Below are 17,506 nucleotides of genomic sequence, written 5' to 3'. Positions count from 1 at the left end.
GTAATACTCAAAGTTAGAACATTATTCTTTGTTTGAGGCTCATTTTCTTTTGTAATTCAACATAAAAAGAAACTGCCCGAAAATTACTCTTCGGGCAGTTTTTTTATTTCTGAAATTGGTCAATACCAGATTTCAGCCATTGCTCATATTCGGCAATGTCTGGTGTATATCCAGTGGCTTTATTCAAGCTTTTTTCATTGGTATCCAATATAATATAATACGGTTGAGCATTTGCTTTGTAACGTGTAATCTGAAAATCACTCCATTTATTTCCTATTGACGTTATTTTTTTGCCAGTTTCTTTCGAGACATATTGTTCTTCGATTGGCAATTCTCTTTTGTCATCAACATACAAAGAAATTAAAACAACTTTATTATTTAAGATGGATAAAATACGTGGATCAGACCAAACGTAATCTTCCATTTTTCGGCAATTTACACAAGCAAATCCTGTGAAATCCAAAAGAATAGGTTTGTTTACACTTTTGGCATAAGCCAATCCTTTTTCATAATCGGTAAAAGCCATAATATCATGCGGACCTTTATGCGCTCCGTCTGGTAACGCTTTCGCGGATGATGTAGTTTCGCGGTTAGAACCACCTACGGCATACGGAGATTCGCTATAGGTCATTGGAGGAGGGAAGCCACTAATTAATTTTAAAGGTGCGCCCCATAAACCCGGAATCATATAAATTGTAAAGACTAAAACCACCAATCCAACAGACAATCGTCCTACTGAAATAGATGACGAAGGAGAATCGTGCGGTAAAGTTATTTTTCCGAATAAGTAGAATGCCAAAGTACCAAATATCGCGATCCAAATGGCTAAGAATATTTCTCTTTCGAACCAATGCAATTGCAAAACTAAATCGGCATTCGATAAAAATTTAAATGCCAAAGCCAGTTCCAGAAAACCTAAAAACACCTTTACAGTATTCAGCCATCCGCCAGATTTTGGTAAAGTATTTAACCAACCCGGGAACATAGCAAACAACATAAATGGTAATGCTAAAGCAGATGAAAAACCTAACATTCCAACAATTGGGGCAATTCCGCCTTTAGAAGCCGCTTCAACCAATAAAGTTCCGATAATTGGTCCAGTACAAGAAAACGAAACAATTGCAAGCGCCAACGCCATGAATACGATTCCTAATATTCCACCTTTATCCGCTTGACGATCGACTTTATTTGCCCATGAATTGGGTAACATAATTTCGAAAGCACCTAAAAACGATAAAGCAAATACAACCAATAACACAAAGAAAATAACATTAAACCAAACATTGGTAGATAATGCATTTAGCGCGTCTGCACCAAAAATTAAGGTAATTACAGTTCCTAGAAATACATAAATTAAGATGATTGAAATACCATAAATAATGGCATTTTTGATTCCTTTAGCTTTGGTTTTACTTTGTTTTGTAAAGAAACTTACCGTCATCGGAATCATTGGAAACACGCAAGGCGTAAGCAATGCCGCAAATCCGGATAAGAAAGCAATAAAGAAAATCATGTACAAACTAGAATTAGATTTCTCAGATTTGGGCTGTTTTTCTACTGCAGTTTTTGCATCTGTTTTGGTAGTTTTTTCGTTTGAAATATCTGCAGCCTGAATTTCTTTCGCTTCAAGCGTTTTAAGATTAAACTCAAAATATTTGCTTTCGCTAATACAGTTTTCTTTACAAACCTGATATGAAAGTTCTACTTGTATAATTTCTTTCGCAGGATTAATTTGTTTGATTAATTGTGTAAAAACAACTTTGTCAGAAAAGAAGATTTCATCGACACCAAAAACGTCATTAAACTCACGTTTGGTTTCACTTTCGGTTGCTTTTCCAACAAGTTCATAATTGTTTTTGTTATCATGAAAAAGGAATTCGGCAGGAAGCGGACCATCTTCTGGAGTAAATTGAGAGTATACATGCCAGCCCGATTCGATATTTCCTTTAAAAGAAAGAACAAATTCAGAGTTGGATTTTTTCTCAATTGAAGCTTCCCATTTTACCGGATTGATAATCTGTGCTTCGGCTTTAAAAAAAGCAAAAACCAGAAATAATAAATAAAAGATTTTCTTCATTTTATATGTTTAATCAGAACGATTTGTTCTGGTGATAGTTTGATTTTTCTGTGTGCTAAATTATTTTTTAGTCACAGATTAAAAAGGATTTTTGTTTCACGCAGATTCGGCAGATTAGAGCAGATTTTAATTTTATAAAAAATCTGCACATATCAGCTTAAATTTTTTTAGATCTGCGTGAAATAAATTTAGCTATAGATTAAAAAGATTTTTTCTCACGCAGATTTTGCAGAATCGGCAGATTTTTTATAAAATTAAATCTGTGTAAATCAGCTTAAATCTTTTTAAAATCTGCGTGAAATAAAATTTATTAGCTAATTAAAATCTTAAAAAAGTAATTTATTTCGTCACGTTGAAAAAAGTATATTCCAATTTCAGAAAAATACCATCAGTTGCGGCGCGCTCCATCGAGCTATACAATTGTTTTTTGTAAGCAAGGTCAATTCTAGCCTGACTATTAATGATAAACTGAATCGAAGGAACGACATCCATATATGATTTTCCGTTTTCGGTTATTGTTTGTCCCGTAAATTCAAGCATCGCATTAATATTGGTTTGTTTAAAACTCGTATATTTTTTTGGATACATTAATTTACCAACCGAGAAAGTATAGTTTATAGCATTTTTACCCAAAGCATCCGGAAAACTATAATCAGGATTGTTAAGCGCACGCACATAACTTACAGAAGAACTCAAAGCTACTTTATGAATTAATTGCGTTGCTACTAAACCAGCTTCGTAACCCGAATTTCCGTTAGCTAAATCGATCGCTTCCTGATTAAAAAAGGAGTTGTTATAACTGTAGCGCCCAAAAGCTGCCATTCTGAAATGACTCTGTAAATCATCTACAGAAAAAAACCTGTATTTGGCATAAAAACCACCACCTTTAAGTCCAAATCCGTTGTCTTGATTGCTCAAAAAAGCTGAGGTACGAACCATTAAATTTTTATTGATTCCCCAAGTAACTTCTGGTGTTAGATTGTACATTGAACCACTTTCGAATTTATTATCCATAAGTGATTGCCCAACACGAACCCCAATAGAACCCGCCGGAGCATTACTGGCGGGTTCGGTTACTACAAATAATTCTTGTGCATCTATATTGTATGAAACAAAGAATAATAAAATTATTGACAGATATTTCATTTTTATAGTGCTTTTAGATAATACTCATTTTCATTTTCTACTGCATAATCGGGGTATTTAGAATATGATTTTAGTAGTTTTTTGTATTCTTTTTGGGTTACAAAACCTTTATTTAAAATTCTGTATTTTGCTTCTGCATGAGCTACAGGGGTTTTAATATCGATGAAATTATAAGTTGCATCATCGACTTTTAGAGTTGTATTATCCTCAATTTTATCGGTATGGAATTTTGCTGTCAAAACCATAGAACCTACAAAGAAACCTGCTTTTTCGACCGCATTTTTCAAGACTTTAGGTTGTAATGATTGGTCTTTTTTAAAGTAAACCGTAAAGGTATTGGTGTTTAAATCGGTACCAATACTGTCTACTTCAGTATACGATTTTAATTGTTTGTTTATCGCATTCGAGCACATAGAACACGTTAGTCCTGTTGCCATAATTTCGACTTTTGTAGTTTGAGAATAGGAGTTTACACCAGTTAATAATAGTACAAGTGCTACGGCGATGAATTTTATATTTAGGGTTTTCATTTTATTTTTTGTTTTTTTTGATTTGAGCAATTATTTGAGCTTCAGTTGGGTTTATAGCGATCAGTTTTCCTGATGCATCAAAAAGAAAGGTTGAAGGCAAGGCATCAACTCCAAAAGTTACAGCCGTTTTGGCGTCAAAACCTTTAGGGTCTATCAATTGCTGGTGCTTCATTTTATCTTTTTCAATGGCTTTTAACCATTTTGTTTTGTCGTTATCGATTGATATTCCAACGATCTCAAAATTCTGACCTTTATATTGGTCATACATTTTTACTAAGTTTTTATTGGCCATTCGGCAAGGCGCGCACCATGAAGCCCAAAAATCTACTAGAACTGTTTTTCCTTTAAAAGAATTGAGTTTGATTGTAACATTCTTATCATTTTGAAGCTGAACATCCGGAAAAGAATCTCCTATTTTTATTTGCGCACTTGCAATAGAAACAGTGGCTATAAGAGTGAATAATGTGATTATATTTTTTATTTTGAACATGATATTTTGTTTAAATACTTGTCCGTAATTGTTTTTAAAACTTGATATTACGGACAAGTTTTTTATGATTTACTGATGATTACTTTGCTTTTTTAGGACTGGCGTCTCTATCGTATTGGCAACATCCGTGCAACCCGTCGTAAGAAGTATTTGAAGCAGTAAATTTCTCATTATCATATCCTGCATCTGCAACACGTTTTAGTATTGTATCCAGATTAGTTTTCTTTGCATCGTAAGTTACGGTAGCGATTTTAGTGTCTTTGTTCCAGTTTACTTTAGCAACATTATCAATGTTTGCGGCTGTTTCGATGGTCTTTTTGCACATTCCGCAATTGCCATTGATTTTTACAGTTTCAGTAGTTTTATTTTTGATTTGCGCGCTCGCGAAAGTAACAGATAGTAATAAAGTCATTACCATCAATAATTTTTTTATTGAGTTCATTGTATGTAATTTTTTAGAATGAATTAATCCTGAAATACAACAGAAACCATAGCAAATACTGCTAGTTCTGAAAATAGAATTGGATTAAAATTTAAATGATTTTTTGCTGTAAAAACAGACTTTGAATAGGACAGACTTATGGCTGTCAGGAAATAAATCTAGCTTATTTTAGGTGGAAGCCAGATAGAACGGAAATCTGAAGAAATAAAGATTTCTGAGTAATAGTAATTTTGTTTTTTTTCAGAAAAGCTAAAAAGTGAGCTGTTTTCTGTTTGAAAAAGTGCCATCGGTGAAAAACCACAAGAAGCCGTTGGAGAACTACAAGAATTTCCTAAACAACCTTTGTCGCAGTCGTGACCTTTTTCTTTAGAATCTTTTTTCTTGCAACAGTCTTTTACTGTAGATTCTTTTTTACAACATGACATTTCTTTTTTTGTTCCATGTGCATACGTCAAAGTTGGTCCCATAAGGAAACCAAGTGTAACGAACAGCAATATGTAAAACTTTTTTGTCATAATTGAAAGCAAAGATATTTTTATTTGTTCGGTTAGCTTGTTAATTTTTTTGTAAAAATTTTAAAAGAGGTCAAGAGTTGCTCTGGAGATACTTGTAGATTGTATTAATTAAATCTCTTTGGGTAAACACATAGAGACATAGATTCGGGCTTCTCAAAAAAGACGTTTCACTTGTACTAACAAACATAGTTCTATGTGTTAAATTGTTTTTTTACTAATTAAACCCAATGTGTTGATTTTATTTTTAGAGTTAATTACATTTAAGGTTTTATCACTTTCGATAAAATACGAGGTATTTGAATCAAGTCATAATCATCTGAAAAAACAATATATTGATTGTGCCATGAAGGAGAAAATTTATCCTTGAAATCGCGTAAGCCTTTATAATGTGAGAATGATTTTACTTTCTCATATGCGTACTTCATTGATTTTTCCTGAATAGTTTGTGGGTTTCTGATGCCGCTCATTGGTGCCAAACCAAGATCTACATAAGTAATGTCTTTTGATTTTAGATGATTGAAAAACGCGACCATAATAAAGTCGATAACACCGTTGGGAGCATCGTTTGTTTTTCGGATTAGATCATAAGTACTTTCGTTTTTTGCATAATCCGGAATGATGTTTAAGAAAGCAAGAATTTTTCCTTCGCTGTTTTCTACCGTAATGATTGTCTGTTTTTTGAGATCTTCCCAAAGAAAAATTCCCTGCGAAAAAAGCATTTCTTTTCTCGAATTTTCCTGAAGCCATTGATCGCTGACAGCTTTAATTTGCTGCAATAATCCATCTTTTATCGGAGGTTCGTTAATGGTGGCTTGCAAACCAAGATCAGTAATTTTTTTTATTGCATTGCGCAATGATTTTCGGTTTTGACCTTCCATACTAAATTCCTGAAGATTGACAATGGCGGCTTGCCCAAGAAAAAAGTGTTTCTTGCCAATTTCAGTGTAGGTTTTTAAGCTTGCTTCGGGAATTCGATAATAGATACTTCTTAATCCGAAATCGTAACAGAATTGATCAAATTCAAGAATACAACGTTTAATTTCTTCACTCGTATTACCAACCGGATTTTCTAAAGCAACAGCAAAATTTCCTGATAATCGATATGAAATAAAGGCATTTTTACTTTTAGAAATAAAGAATAGCTTATCAAAATAAGTTTTAAAATAATCAAGACTTGAGTTTCCGTATTGCTGAACCAGTTCAATTGCAATTGCTTTTTCTTCGTCAGTTGCGGTGTTTTTTAGTATATAAGGTTTGACCAATGTATAGATTAAAAATCCAAAAGAAAGAAATCCGCTAATTTTGAGCGAAATCAAAAAATGCATTGCAAAAGTTCCAGTTGGATGCAGACTATCACTGCCCATTAAAAAATAATTTTGAAGCGTATATAAAATCGATTGATTTAAACTGAAATCAATATTAAAATGTTTTTTATCAAAGAAGTAAAAGCCTAAGACGCCATAAACAAGAACTGCCAGAACACTTAATATCGAAGTCTGTAAACCAATAAGACCTAGTCTTGGATTTGTTTTTACATAATATTCTTTTCGTGTTGCAATCAAAACGCATAACACTAGAAAAGCGACAGAAGATTCTTCAAAGTCAATTGCTTTGGTAAGGTTTCCAACCAAAGAAATTACAGATAAAAGTACTGCAAACCACCACGCCATTCGGAGCCCTTTTAACATAAATGCTGAGGTAACCAATAGAAAAAGCCCCGCAGTTAATACCAGATAATTAGAGGTTTTTATGGCTTCGATTGGTAAAAAATCTTTCAGTACATGAAGTCTGTCATGAATTGCGGGAGTGAGAACCGAAATGATATTGATAATACCAAGAATCATTAAAAGCAATGCCGGAAAAATGCGCATTAGGAGTTTTTGTATTTTTGAAATAAAAAGAATTATGCCGGCAAGTAAAGGGAGCCAAAACTCAAAAAAGCGATACAATAATGTTATGGCAACAGCTTCCATATTATTAAAACCATAGCGAATTAATATATAACCCATAGATACTTCGACCGCGCCTAAACCTCTTAAAAATGGAGAAATAATCAAGAAAATAACCGCAATTACATAAGCCATTGTCGCTGCATAAAGTGACGGATCAAATGAAAGCGCTTTCATTGCAATATAAACATGCGAAATACCAAGAATGTCAATTGAGATAGAGGCCAGTATTATTTTTAGAAACTTATTTCGATCGATTTTATGCTCTTGTAAGTCAGTTAAAAAAGGTTCGGCTTTAGGGAATTTTGTTGTGATGAAAGTGTAGAACCTTCTCTTTTTAATTAAAGAATTGAAAACAAGAACAAACAATGAAACAATGAAAATTACAAGACCTAAAACGAGCCATTCATCATAACCGACGGTTTCTTTTAATATTGAATACAGAAATAATGGTATCGCAAAAAGAATCACCGATACAATACCAACAAATCCGTATATGGCAGAGGCGATATGAACTTGTGTTTTTGTAGTTCCTTTTTTTAGTAATGGTTCAGTAAAATATAGAAGTGAGGTTATGCCGCCAGCAGGAATAAACACACTTATAAAATTGCGTTTTATAAATAATGACGTTGCATCTCTCCAGGTTATTCGGGCGCCAATGGCAGAAAATGATGCGACATACATCAAGCCTTGCAAAAAGAGGTATAAAAGAGTTACTAAGAACCCAATAAGCAGCCATAAAGGGTTTGCATTGTTAATACTATTTTTAATTTGATAGAGCTCGTTTTGTTCCTCTTTTATAAACCAAAAACCTATTAGAAAAAAAGTAAATGTCAAGACAATTTGAGCCAGTATTTTCCAATTTTTAGAAAAGTAATTAGCAATTCTTTTCCTGAAGAGGTTTGTAGTAGTATTTGCGTTTTTTGTCTCTGTCATAATAAACACAGTTATTTACTTCATTATAAAAATACTGGTTTTATTTGTTATTTATAATGGTTTATGTCCTAAAAATAAATGGATTAAGTTTTTTAGGAGTGTTTTGAATTAGGCCGAAATTAAACAAAGCTCCAGATTTCTCTGAAGCTTTGTTTTGTAATTTATTATGAAAAGGCAATTGCTTTAAAAATTAGTGTTTATTTTTTTAGAACGATCAGCAATGTGTGAGATAAGCCATGTTACTTGTCCTTCTTTTACAAAGTACATTTTCTTTTTTTCTAAGTTTGGAATACCTTCTACACACGACAATAGTATATTATTTGCAGAGATAAGGTACGTTTGGTCATATGTACTCAAAACTCTTGCTGCTTCTTTATTGGTTTTAGCAAGGTTATTGAACTTGTTGAAATTGTTTTTTAGGATTGCATCGTAATACAAAATGTCTTCCATAGTTAAAGGAACATAATGATCTTTAACGTTTTCATCGTAATATAGTGTTGAAAAAGCCCAAACAGCCCCGCCAGACAAATAGATTTTTTCTTTTTTCGCTAAAAGAGGATTTGCATCAAGCATTTCTTTAATCTTCTTACGTAGAACAGTGTTAAAATCAAAAGATTTTTCCTGATATACCGCCATGTCATTTGTTTGGTTTTTGTTTGCAACCGTTTTCTTTACTGCATCAGTAAGTGTTGTTGTACCAAAATCAAGCTCAAGAGGAATAAACTCTAATTTGTTGTCGTCAATTTCTTCAATGTATCCGCCTCTGGTGCTTTTTGCGCCAATATCAAGTAATAAAGCGTTCGAATAATCAACAGGAGGTATTGCACCTTTAACGAGTATTTTAGCTTCTTCGTTAACATCAATAATATCAAAAGATTTGTTTGTTAGTGAAGTAACTTTGCTTTTTAAAGCATCAATGTTACTAGCCGATGAAAAAACAGGAGCAGCTACTATAAAGATGTTTTCTTCTAGAAGTTTAAAATCCTTTCTTATTTTTCTCAATTGATCAAAAACGATAATACCTGTTTTATTGATATCGTCCTGAGTAAGCGCGCCATTAGCCGTAATATGGTCGGCAAGACTAATTCTCTCATTCGCGAAGTAGAGAATTTTATAATCAGCTTTCTTTATGTTATTTACTTCTAGAACTGAAACTTTTATCGCTCTGCGTCCGATTTCAATTCCGGCGTAAACATTTTTTTGAGAAAATGAATTGATTGAAAAAAATAGATTTAATAGAATAAAAAATAAAATTTGGGGTTTGTTTTTTTTAAGCATTGGATTTAGTTGTGTTTATAATATAATTTAAATAAAGAATGTAGGGTAATTTATTTGTTGTACTGGTGTGTAGGTTAGTAGTTTAAATTGAAATTGATGATTTTGAATGTTAATAATTTAACACATTAGAAGTAGATCTGTTTAGAGTGATTTAGTTGTCTTTTAGATTAACGATAAAGTAAAAACAACTTCATTATTGTTAATATTTAAAGGACTAAATAAAAGAGCGGTTGGACACCAGATCTAAAATACTATTATGTAAAAACTATTGAATACAAGTGTGCAAATTTATAAATATTTTATCAATCTAAACCCAGTTCATAGAAGAATAAATTGTTAATTATCCCTTATTTTATGCGGTTTTTTGATAAAAATGAGATGTTTGTTTTTGCCACAAGAAATTTAAAATTTTTGGAAAGTTTTGTCTGTCGCAAGGATTTAAAATTTTATATAATGATAAAAAATCGGTTTTTTGTTCTTTGATTTTTTGTAACTAATTGTTTATTAGGTTGTTTTTGATTTTTTATAACTTTATACTCTGAATTGAATAGTCGTTAATTATAAAAATAAGCAGGCGCCGAGACGTGAAGCAATTCGGCAAAAGGCTTATTTTCTGCAGGATTGTGTGTTTTTCTTTTGTCAGCTTATAGTAATTCGAAAATAAATCAGAAATAAATCAATTCAAGCACTTTTCGACATTCGATTGCCAAACATTATTTTTAATAAAAAATGAATAAGAGATGGAAAAAAGTAAAAAAATCTTTCCACATGAATCTGATGCTTTATTTTTAACGGACGGTGGACTTGAAACAACATTAATTTTTCTGGAAGGATTTGATCTTCCTTATTTTGCAGCTTTTGATTTGCTAAAAAGCGAAAATGGTTATAATGCAATTAAGGATTATTACAGGCGGTATCTTAAAATAGCAAAAGAATACGAAACAAATTTTATTTTGGAAAGTCCAACTTGGCGTGCAAATGCTGATTGGATTCAAAAAATTGGATATTCTGGAAATGCAGTTTCAGTGCTAAATGAAAAAGCCATCAAGCTTTTAGTTGATTTAAAAACAGAATTTACAAATGATCAAAATTCTATTCTTATAAGTGGATGTATTGGGCCAAGAGGAGATGGTTTTGTTCCTGAAAATGAAATGAACATTGAAGAAGCACAACATTATCACTCGGAGCAAATTGGTGTTTTGAGTCAAACTCCAGTCGATCTTATTTCGGCTCTTACTTTAAACTATGTTGAAGAAGCAATTGGAATTACCCGAGCCGCAAATTCTGTTGATTTACCTGTAGTTATTTCGTATACTTTAGAAACAGACGGTCAATTGCCAAGCGGAATGAGTTTAAAAGATGCAATCGAAAAAGTAGATGAAAGTGTTGCTGTTCGGCCATTGTATTATATGATAAACTGTGCTCATCCGACTCATTTTTTTAATGAACTTTTAGAAAATAAAAATGAGAAGTGGGTAAAACGTATCAAAGGTATTAGAGCAAATGCCTCTTGTAAAAGTCATGCAGAATTAGATGACAGTATCACATTAGACAGGGGAGTGCCAACAGAATTAGGCAAAGAATATAAAGCATTAAAAAATTATTTTGCTAATTTAAATGTGTTTGGCGGTTGCTGCGGCACCGATGAAGCGCATATCTTGGAGATTTTAAAGCAATTGAAAAAAATGTAAAGACTATTAGTGAAAAACTGTAGCAATATTGTTGATTTTTCCATTACTTTAATGTTGGAAATTTGCGTAGTGTTGTGGATGGATGAATACCCCTGCTCTCCGAAGAGTTCTTGTGAAAAGCTGTGCGAATGTCTCCTGACTCCGCACCCGCAAAGAGAATCGACAAAGAGAAGTCTGCAAAATGAGTAACAATCAATATAGAATATTGGAACGATACGAAGTCGGGAGACTTCGCACAGCGGGGTGCGTCAACTACAACTCAGCTGTTTGCTGGAGCGGCAGCTGATGTAGGTTCAAGTAAATTAATACCAGGTATTATCGCTGAAAATATTAAAAATGAATTATATCGTAAAACAGAAGTTTTAAAATAAAATAAGATGAGTAAGGAGTATGTTTTTTTTCGCTTTTTCGTATTTGTATTGGTTGTATTTGTATTGAATTTTATGATACTTGTTTCAGGAGGGAATAATTTTTATTATTGGTTTTTGACTTCAATTTCTCTTTTAATTTTTCTTTTGATAAAAGAAAGGAGTAAGATTGAAGGGTTATTATATAAACCATTTTCAGTTAGAATAACAAGACAATCAATTTTTTTATTAGCTTTTTTTGTTACTTATCATAAACATTATCAAGTATATCGGCATTTGAATACTTTTTGGATTATGATGTTGCAAGCTTTGAATGTAATTTTTTTCTTTCTAGTTTTTTGTATTGACAAAAGAGATGATAAGCTTTCAGATGAGTAATGTATCCCTCTGCTCTCCGAAGAGTTCTTGTGAAAAGCTGTGTGGATGTCTCCTGACTTCGAACCCGCAAAGAGAATCGACAAAAAGAAGTCTGCAAAATGAGTAACAATCAATATAGAATATTGGAACGATACGAAGTCGGTAGACTTCGCACAGCGGGGGGGCTAAAACAGCTTGGAGTATTGGTAAAGATGTTTATAATGGTAATTATAGTTCAGCAAAAACTAAAACTTATAATGCAACTGGCATACCTGGGGCTATTAGTACTGTAAAAAGAGCTAGCAAAGGTGATGCAGAAGCTATTGGGAATTTAGCGGTAGTTGCTGTAGCTGCCATAGCAACTAAGGGCTCAATTTCAGCAACAGAATCGTCGATTGCCAAAGGAGTCGCAGCAACTGTTAATGCAGAAGGTTCGACAACATTATACAGAGGAGTGAATAGTACGAGTCCTGCTTTTGAGAATGCTGTTCAAGGTACTGCAACACCAAAAGGAGGTATTGCCACTGCCGTAGAGCATAATGGTGGAAATACTAATAGTAATTTTACTTCTTGGACCACTAATCCAGAGGTCGCCAAAAATTATGCTTTAAGAACAAGTGGAGATGGGGTTATGATGGAAATGCAGGTTCCTAATAGCCAAATAGTCACAAGTCCAAGTGTTAAGAATGTTGTTCTAAAACAAGGTGGAGGAATGGTTAATGAATCGGAATTTTTAGTAAAAGGCTCGATTTCAGGTGCAACTGTAACTCCAATAAAATGATAAAATTATTAAATATGAAGGAATTCCCAATTTTGAGCGAAGAGCAAGTTGCAGTAGTTATTGCTGATGGTGCAACAGGTCATGTATTGAATGTCAAGTTGGAACTATATAAGAATGACCTTAACGATGAAATATATTCGTTATTTAATAATATAGATTTGGCAAAAGAATTTATAAAAAATCAATCTATTTCAAATGATAAATTAGATTTTCTTATATATGATAAAAACCAAACTGTTTTAAAATATATAGAAGCAACTCACTGGAAAAATCATCGCTAGCGCATCGTGATGCCCCGCTCTCCGAAGAGTTCTTATAAGGCGCTGTGCGAATGTCTCTGACTTCGCACCCTCAAAGAAAGTCGATAAAGAGTATAAAAAACCTCACAGATTACCAGTTTTTTTATGTTCAAAGCTGTATGTTTTTTTCAAACCTAAAACATTAGAAAGCCCTTTACTTTCCGAAGAGTTCCTTATAAAAAATTGCGCAAATGTCTCTGACTTTGCGCAATTTTTTACGTTGTAATAAATGATTTTGTATGGTTATGTAATAATGAGTAATCATATTCATATGATTGTACAATCTGAAAATGGGAAATCATCAGATTTAATAAGATGTTTTAAAAGTTTTAGCGAAGAATATTTTATAAAAAATAATAATCTAGTTATTAATGTTTTAGCTTCTAAATTCTCAATAAGATACAATTCATATTAAACTATATTTTGAAAGTCGGAGACTTTAGAGCTTTTTCGTTTTTAGATTAAATTTGTTTAAGAATAACGTAAAGTCAGAGACATTTCCGTAGCGCTGACAATGAATACTTCGGGGAGCGAAAAGACAGTGTTTGCTTATCTTTATATTGTAAACTATTGTTTCACAATAGAACAATAATTTACAAATCACTATTCTATTTGTACTTACTCAAATCGAGGTTAAGAATATTGCCTACTCTGCCAAACTCTTCATTAATCTTTGCATTCAGGATTAATTGTTCATTGTGTATTGGATGATTAAAAATTAATTGATGCGCATGCAGCATCATTCCTTTTAGGTCATAATTCTCCAGCCATAATTTATTTTGTTTGTTACAACCATGTGGACGACTTCCTAAAATGGGATGAAAAATATGTTTAAAATGTTTACGTAATTGATGCATACGTCCAGTTTCAGGAATCGCTTCTACCAAACAATATCGTGAAGTTGGTCGATTGTTAAATTCTAACTCAATTTCGACATTTTGCAAACGATGAAAGTATGTTATTGCATTTTGTTTAATGTCATCATCATTAATTAAATCATAATCAATCGTTAGTTCTTCTGGTGACCAACCACGTAAAATGGCTAGATATTTTTTTTCGACTTCGCGTGTGGCAAAACGATCATTCATGATTTTTAAAATCTCTTTATCCAACGCAAATAACAAGATACCTGATGTTTTGCGATCTAATCGATGAATAGGATAAACGTGTTGGCCTCCTATTTGATTTCTCAATTCTTGAATAGCATAAACTTTTGCATCGCGCGCATAAAATGATTTGTGAACCAATAATCCACTTGGTTTATTAATTGCTATAATGTATTCGTCTTGGTAAAGAATTTCTAACATTTGGCAAAAATAAACGAGATTTCGATTAAAACGACTTTTAAGACTTATTTGTTTCGATGCTTTTCTTTTTTTTATTTTAGATCGAAGAACAAAATAAGAGATTGCCATTGCAAAAATTCCCGCTCTCCGAAGAGTTTTTATGTAAGCTGTGACAAATTTCTCCTGACTTCGTATCCGGAATCTTGATCAAATAAACAAAATTGATATTACTAACCAGAGTAGTTTTTGTTAGTATAGCTACATTCATTCTGTGTATCAAAAACATCCAGTAAAATAAAAGCCCTAATGATGATTTATAATAGAAAAATTATATATTTGAAAACAAAAAATGTGTAATACTTATCACACATATATACCCCGATTTTGGTCGCTTTGTGTGGTTTTGCAACACATATGAATAAGTTGGTGGCAATTTGATGGAACGATAATAATAAAAAATAAACTAAAAAATAAATGACTTTCATTAAAACAATTGCTACATTTTTAATTACGCTTTTAATTGCAACAACAACTTTTGGACAAGAATCTAAACATAAAACAAAAATCTTATTAATTGGGACAATTCACTTCGAAACGCCTCATTTGGATCAGTTTGAATTAAAAACAGATGATTTTTTAGCACCCAAAAGACAGAAAGAGCTGGAGGAATTGACTGAAATTTTAAAGCGAACAAATGCTGATAAAGTGATGATAGAAAGGCCACTTAATCAACAAACGCAAATCGATAGTTTGTATAACGCGTATTTACAAAACAGGTATAAATTAACAGTTTCTGAACGAGAGCAAATTGGTTTTAGGTTAGCTAAAAAATTAAATTTAAAACATATAAATTGTGTAGATATTTTTTATGGAATGAAACATGATAGTTTAGTTTCTGTAACTGCTAAAGAAAAAAATCAATTGTATTTGTTAAATGAATTAGGTGCTTCTGCAAATAGCTTAATGCGTGAATTAGATAGTGTAGTAAGACGAAATTCAATAACCGAAGTAATAAAATACATAAACAAAGATGAACTTTTGCGTAAAAATTTATCATTGTACTTAAAGTATTATGCGAAAATTGGTGCAGGAGAGAATTATATTGGTGCGGAATCAGTTTCTGATTGGTATTTGAGGAATTTAGCGATTTACGCTAATGTAATAAGTCAAGTAAATAAAAATGACAAATACGTTATACTAATATTTGGACAAGGACATATTCCTGTACTAAAACACTTACTACAATATAATGACGACTTTGAAGTCGTTGAATTGAATAGCGTACTAAAATAGCCAACCACCAGCACCTAAAGTTAAAATTACAAAACTAAATTATGCAAGAAGAAATAACGAAACATTCAGAAAAAATTTACAAAACAGTGAAAAATTCAGAGCACACATTGGGAGAGAAAGTGAAAGAAATCATCATAGAAATTTTTATAATCGTTTTTGCGGTAACGCTTTCAATAGGTTTACATAGTTGGAGTGAACACAAACATCAACAGGACGAAGTGGCTGTATTTCTTGGTAATTTAAAGAATGATTTGAAGAGTGACATAAAAAATATCGATATTGAAAAGGAAGCTTACAAAAAGTCAAACATAGGTTATGAAAATATTTTAGCACTAACGACTCTCCAACTTGACAGTATTTATAAATCTAAAGACAAGGTAGATTTTCCAATTTATTCACATGGACAAATGATAAGTGTTGGTAATTATGAAGGTTTTAAGTCAAGTGGTAAAATTGGCTACATTGAAGATGAAAAATTAAAACAGAAAATCTTAAGCTATTACCAAATATATGTACCGGCAATTAACGAAGTTGATAAAATGTATAATGATTTTCTGTTTAAGTGTTTTGACAAAATGATAGAAAATGCAGATAAATCAGAAGAAAAACTATATTCAGACCCAAAGTTTAAAAAGACAATCGAATTTCTTGTCAAACTAGGTAATAATAACATAAGGGTTTATGACCAAAACACAAAACCGGAAGCAATTGAACTTATTAAAGCAATTGAAAAAGAGTTGAATAAATAAAAACAGCACACAACCGCCGTTTGATAATCACTCGAGAGAGCGTCCCACTCGCGAACAGATCTAGATGTTGACAAAGAGGAGGGTAAAAAGTGAGTTAAAACAAAAAAGCTTCAGAGAAATCTGAAGCTTTTTAAATTAAGTAGTTAATTGTAAAATTATAGGATTTAAATTTCATCGAATTAAGTCATTGTAAATATTTTTTTTAGTAATTTAAAAATGGAATTAATCGCGTATAAAATTTTATAATACTAATTAGGCTTATGGCGGTGGTATTTTTGATTAAAATGTTATTAGTTACGATTATTGTATGTAGGTTTTTATTTGTTTTTTTATAATTTTGAGTGGTAAAACTTACTTATGAAAATTGTTCAAAATCCGAAAGTATCTACTAAAAATTTCTTTAGAAATAATTTAAAATTCAATAGATTATTTATACCCTTTTTTTTTCTTTTGAGTCAAATTTGTATTTCGCAAAATAGTGAGGAAAGTAAGTTAATGATTGCGGGCGAAAAAGCTTTTCTAGAAAATAACTTTTTATTAGCTAAAGATATCTATACCAAAGCAATAAAAATTGATCCAAGTAACAAAAATTACTGGTACAACCTAGCAACTTCTGAATTGCAGCTTGGTGACAAAGAAAATGCTTGTGAGCATTTTTATCAAGCTTTTATACTTAATGATGGAGAAGCATTAGCTGTAATTAAAGAGAATTGTCCTAATTTTAGAGATGGTACTATAATGTCTATAAATGATGTTGAAGAAAAACCGAAATTCATCTACAATGGTAAGGAGTTTTTTTTCATAGAAAAAAATGCTATTAATGAAAAGTTTTTAAGTCTTTTATACAGCAAATTTAAAAACTCTAAAATATTATTGCAGAAAAATATTAGTAAAGTCTATATTCAGCTTACCATAAATAAATATGATTCTGCAGATGTCAAAATACTTAAAATTATTGGAGATGAAAAAGAAGCAGCACTTGCAAAAGAAGAAATTTTATCAATATTTAAGAATTTAGTAATTTACGTTTCTGCTAAGAATAAAGGTATAAATGTCGATTTATGGGAAAAATGGAACCTTCCTATTGCATTTTAATTTTCATGAATAACCCTTAGATTTAGTTTTTATTTTGTCAATTATTATAGGTTTTCAAGTAAAAATTCCGCTCTTCAGTTCTTATGAAAAGCTGTGCGAATGTCTCCTGACGTCATACCCGTATTCTAAATCAATTTAAAAAACGCTTTCATAACAATAACAATAGGATAGGTAAACTTTAGAATTAAAAACCGAATTCGTATATTGTTCTGTTAAAATTAGCT

At 31.8% G+C, this 17,506-nt stretch carries 17 protein-coding genes; 7 read left to right on the top strand and 10 right to left on the bottom strand.

Annotated features, from left to right (window positions below; all coding sequences use genetic code 11):
• Positions 1-103: 103 nt before the first annotated feature.
• The 8 genes from ACHRVZ_RS19725 to ACHRVZ_RS19690 form a co-directional block, all read right to left on the bottom strand.
• Positions 104-2,077: a cytochrome c biogenesis protein CcdA gene (locus ACHRVZ_RS19725; RefSeq protein ID WP_395424610.1), complete on the bottom strand. Its 1,974-nt coding sequence runs from the start codon at positions 2,075-2,077 to the stop codon at positions 104-106.
• A 339-nt stretch (positions 2,078-2,416) separates the two neighbouring features.
• Complete coding sequence (locus ACHRVZ_RS19720; RefSeq protein ID WP_395424609.1) at positions 2,417-3,223, bottom strand: hypothetical protein; 807 nt, start codon at positions 3,221-3,223, stop codon at positions 2,417-2,419.
• A gap of 2 nt (positions 3,224-3,225) precedes the next feature.
• Positions 3,226-3,753: a heavy-metal-associated domain-containing protein gene (locus ACHRVZ_RS19715; protein ID WP_395424608.1), complete on the bottom strand. Its 528-nt coding sequence runs from the start codon at positions 3,751-3,753 to the stop codon at positions 3,226-3,228.
• A 1-nt stretch (position 3,754) separates the two neighbouring features.
• The gene (locus ACHRVZ_RS19710) at positions 3,755-4,243 is read right to left on the bottom strand and encodes a TlpA family protein disulfide reductase (protein WP_395424607.1); all 489 of its coding nucleotides are present in this window, start codon (positions 4,241-4,243) and stop codon (positions 3,755-3,757) included.
• 79 nt (positions 4,244-4,322) lie between these two features.
• Positions 4,323-4,685 carry a heavy-metal-associated domain-containing protein gene (locus ACHRVZ_RS19705; RefSeq protein WP_395424605.1) on the bottom strand — a complete coding sequence of 121 codons (363 nt, stop codon included), beginning with the start codon at positions 4,683-4,685 and terminating at the stop codon, positions 4,323-4,325.
• Positions 4,686-4,843: 158 nt separating this feature from the next.
• Complete coding sequence (locus ACHRVZ_RS19700) at positions 4,844-5,200, bottom strand: DUF6769 family protein (RefSeq protein WP_395424603.1); 357 nt, start codon at positions 5,198-5,200, stop codon at positions 4,844-4,846.
• Between the two features lie 260 nt (positions 5,201-5,460).
• Positions 5,461-8,085, bottom strand: coding sequence for a phosphatidylglycerol lysyltransferase domain-containing protein (locus ACHRVZ_RS19695; protein ID WP_395424601.1), 2,625 nt, complete (start codon positions 8,083-8,085; stop codon positions 5,461-5,463).
• A gap of 183 nt (positions 8,086-8,268) precedes the next feature.
• Complete coding sequence (locus ACHRVZ_RS19690; RefSeq protein ID WP_395424599.1) at positions 8,269-9,363, bottom strand: exopolyphosphatase; 1,095 nt, start codon at positions 9,361-9,363, stop codon at positions 8,269-8,271.
• Positions 9,364-10,103: 740 nt separating this feature from the next.
• On the opposite strand from ACHRVZ_RS19690, the gene ACHRVZ_RS19685 reads away from it, so the two are divergent.
• Positions 10,104-11,054, top strand: coding sequence for a homocysteine S-methyltransferase family protein (locus ACHRVZ_RS19685; RefSeq protein WP_395424597.1), 951 nt, complete (start codon positions 10,104-10,106; stop codon positions 11,052-11,054).
• A gap of 377 nt (positions 11,055-11,431) precedes the next feature.
• The gene (locus ACHRVZ_RS19680; RefSeq protein WP_395424595.1) at positions 11,432-11,800 is read left to right on the top strand and encodes a hypothetical protein; all 369 of its coding nucleotides are present in this window, start codon (positions 11,432-11,434) and stop codon (positions 11,798-11,800) included.
• Between the two features lie 231 nt (positions 11,801-12,031).
• Here the strand turns inward: ACHRVZ_RS19680 and ACHRVZ_RS19675 are convergent, their stop codons facing one another.
• Positions 12,032-12,181, bottom strand: a complete 150-nt coding sequence (locus tag ACHRVZ_RS19675) for a hypothetical protein (protein ID WP_395424594.1) — start codon at positions 12,179-12,181, stop codon at positions 12,032-12,034.
• A gap of 52 nt (positions 12,182-12,233) precedes the next feature.
• On the opposite strand from ACHRVZ_RS19675, the gene ACHRVZ_RS19670 reads away from it, so the two are divergent.
• Together ACHRVZ_RS19670 and ACHRVZ_RS19665 are read left to right on the top strand one after the other, a co-directional pair.
• Complete coding sequence (locus ACHRVZ_RS19670; protein ID WP_395424592.1) at positions 12,234-12,560, top strand: hypothetical protein; 327 nt, start codon at positions 12,234-12,236, stop codon at positions 12,558-12,560.
• Between the two features lie 14 nt (positions 12,561-12,574).
• Entirely contained in the window at positions 12,575-12,841 is a 267-nt protein-coding gene (locus tag ACHRVZ_RS19665) for a hypothetical protein (protein WP_395424590.1), read from the top strand.
• A 626-nt stretch (positions 12,842-13,467) separates the two neighbouring features.
• Here the strand turns inward: ACHRVZ_RS19665 and ACHRVZ_RS19660 are convergent.
• Entirely contained in the window at positions 13,468-14,166 is a 699-nt protein-coding gene (locus ACHRVZ_RS19660; protein WP_395424589.1) for a pseudouridine synthase, read from the bottom strand.
• Positions 14,167-14,619: 453 nt separating this feature from the next.
• On the opposite strand from ACHRVZ_RS19660, the gene ACHRVZ_RS19655 reads away from it, so the two are divergent.
• From ACHRVZ_RS19655 to ACHRVZ_RS19645, 3 genes are all read left to right on the top strand, one after another.
• Entirely contained in the window at positions 14,620-15,438 is an 819-nt protein-coding gene (locus tag ACHRVZ_RS19655; protein ID WP_395424588.1) for a DUF5694 domain-containing protein, read from the top strand.
• Between the two features lie 41 nt (positions 15,439-15,479).
• Positions 15,480-16,187 carry a DUF6090 family protein gene (locus ACHRVZ_RS19650; RefSeq protein WP_395424586.1) on the top strand — a complete coding sequence of 236 codons (708 nt, stop codon included), beginning with the start codon at positions 15,480-15,482 and terminating at the stop codon, positions 16,185-16,187.
• A 357-nt stretch (positions 16,188-16,544) separates the two neighbouring features.
• Positions 16,545-17,282 (top strand): tetratricopeptide repeat protein, encoded by a 738-nt coding sequence (locus tag ACHRVZ_RS19645; RefSeq protein WP_395424585.1) that lies wholly within the window; start codon positions 16,545-16,547, stop codon positions 17,280-17,282.
• Positions 17,283-17,506: the final 224 nt, after the last annotated feature.

The sequence above is a fragment of the Flavobacterium sp. FlaQc-57 genome, from assembly GCF_044007395.1.
Taxonomy (GTDB): Bacteria; Bacteroidota; Bacteroidia; order Flavobacteriales; family Flavobacteriaceae; genus Flavobacterium.
Note: the sequence above shows the minus strand (reverse complement) of the source record. Positions and strands in the feature narration are given on the sequence as shown.

Bases quoted from the DNA above. Each gene is read 5' to 3' on its own strand.
- ACHRVZ_RS19655 (WP_395424588.1), top strand. From the start codon at position 14,620: ATGACTTTCATTAAAACAATTGCTACATTTTTAATTACGCTTTTAATT.
- ACHRVZ_RS19665 (WP_395424590.1), top strand. From the start codon at position 12,575: ATGAAGGAATTCCCAATTTTGAGCGAAGAGCAAGTTGCAGTAGTTATT.
- ACHRVZ_RS19725 (WP_395424610.1), bottom strand. From the start codon at position 2,077: ATGAAGAAAATCTTTTATTTATTATTTCTGGTTTTTGCTTTTTTTAAA.
- ACHRVZ_RS19700 (WP_395424603.1), bottom strand. From the start codon at position 5,200: ATGACAAAAAAGTTTTACATATTGCTGTTCGTTACACTTGGTTTCCTT.
- ACHRVZ_RS19710 (WP_395424607.1), bottom strand. From the start codon at position 4,243: ATGTTCAAAATAAAAAATATAATCACATTATTCACTCTTATAGCCACT.
- ACHRVZ_RS19680 (WP_395424595.1), top strand. From the start codon at position 11,432: ATGAGTAAGGAGTATGTTTTTTTTCGCTTTTTCGTATTTGTATTGGTT.
- ACHRVZ_RS19660 (WP_395424589.1), bottom strand. From the start codon at position 14,166: ATGTTAGAAATTCTTTACCAAGACGAATACATTATAGCAATTAATAAA.
- ACHRVZ_RS19645 (WP_395424585.1), top strand. From the start codon at position 16,545: ATGAAAATTGTTCAAAATCCGAAAGTATCTACTAAAAATTTCTTTAGA.
- ACHRVZ_RS19715 (WP_395424608.1), bottom strand. From the start codon at position 3,753: ATGAAAACCCTAAATATAAAATTCATCGCCGTAGCACTTGTACTATTA.
- ACHRVZ_RS19650 (WP_395424586.1), top strand. From the start codon at position 15,480: ATGCAAGAAGAAATAACGAAACATTCAGAAAAAATTTACAAAACAGTG.
- ACHRVZ_RS19685 (WP_395424597.1), top strand. From the start codon at position 10,104: ATGGAAAAAAGTAAAAAAATCTTTCCACATGAATCTGATGCTTTATTT.
- ACHRVZ_RS19720 (WP_395424609.1), bottom strand. From the start codon at position 3,223: ATGAAATATCTGTCAATAATTTTATTATTCTTTGTTTCATACAATATA.
- ACHRVZ_RS19705 (WP_395424605.1), bottom strand. From the start codon at position 4,685: ATGAACTCAATAAAAAAATTATTGATGGTAATGACTTTATTACTATCT.
- ACHRVZ_RS19690 (WP_395424599.1), bottom strand. From the start codon at position 9,363: ATGCTTAAAAAAAACAAACCCCAAATTTTATTTTTTATTCTATTAAAT.
- ACHRVZ_RS19695 (WP_395424601.1), bottom strand. From the start codon at position 8,085: ATGACAGAGACAAAAAACGCAAATACTACTACAAACCTCTTCAGGAAA.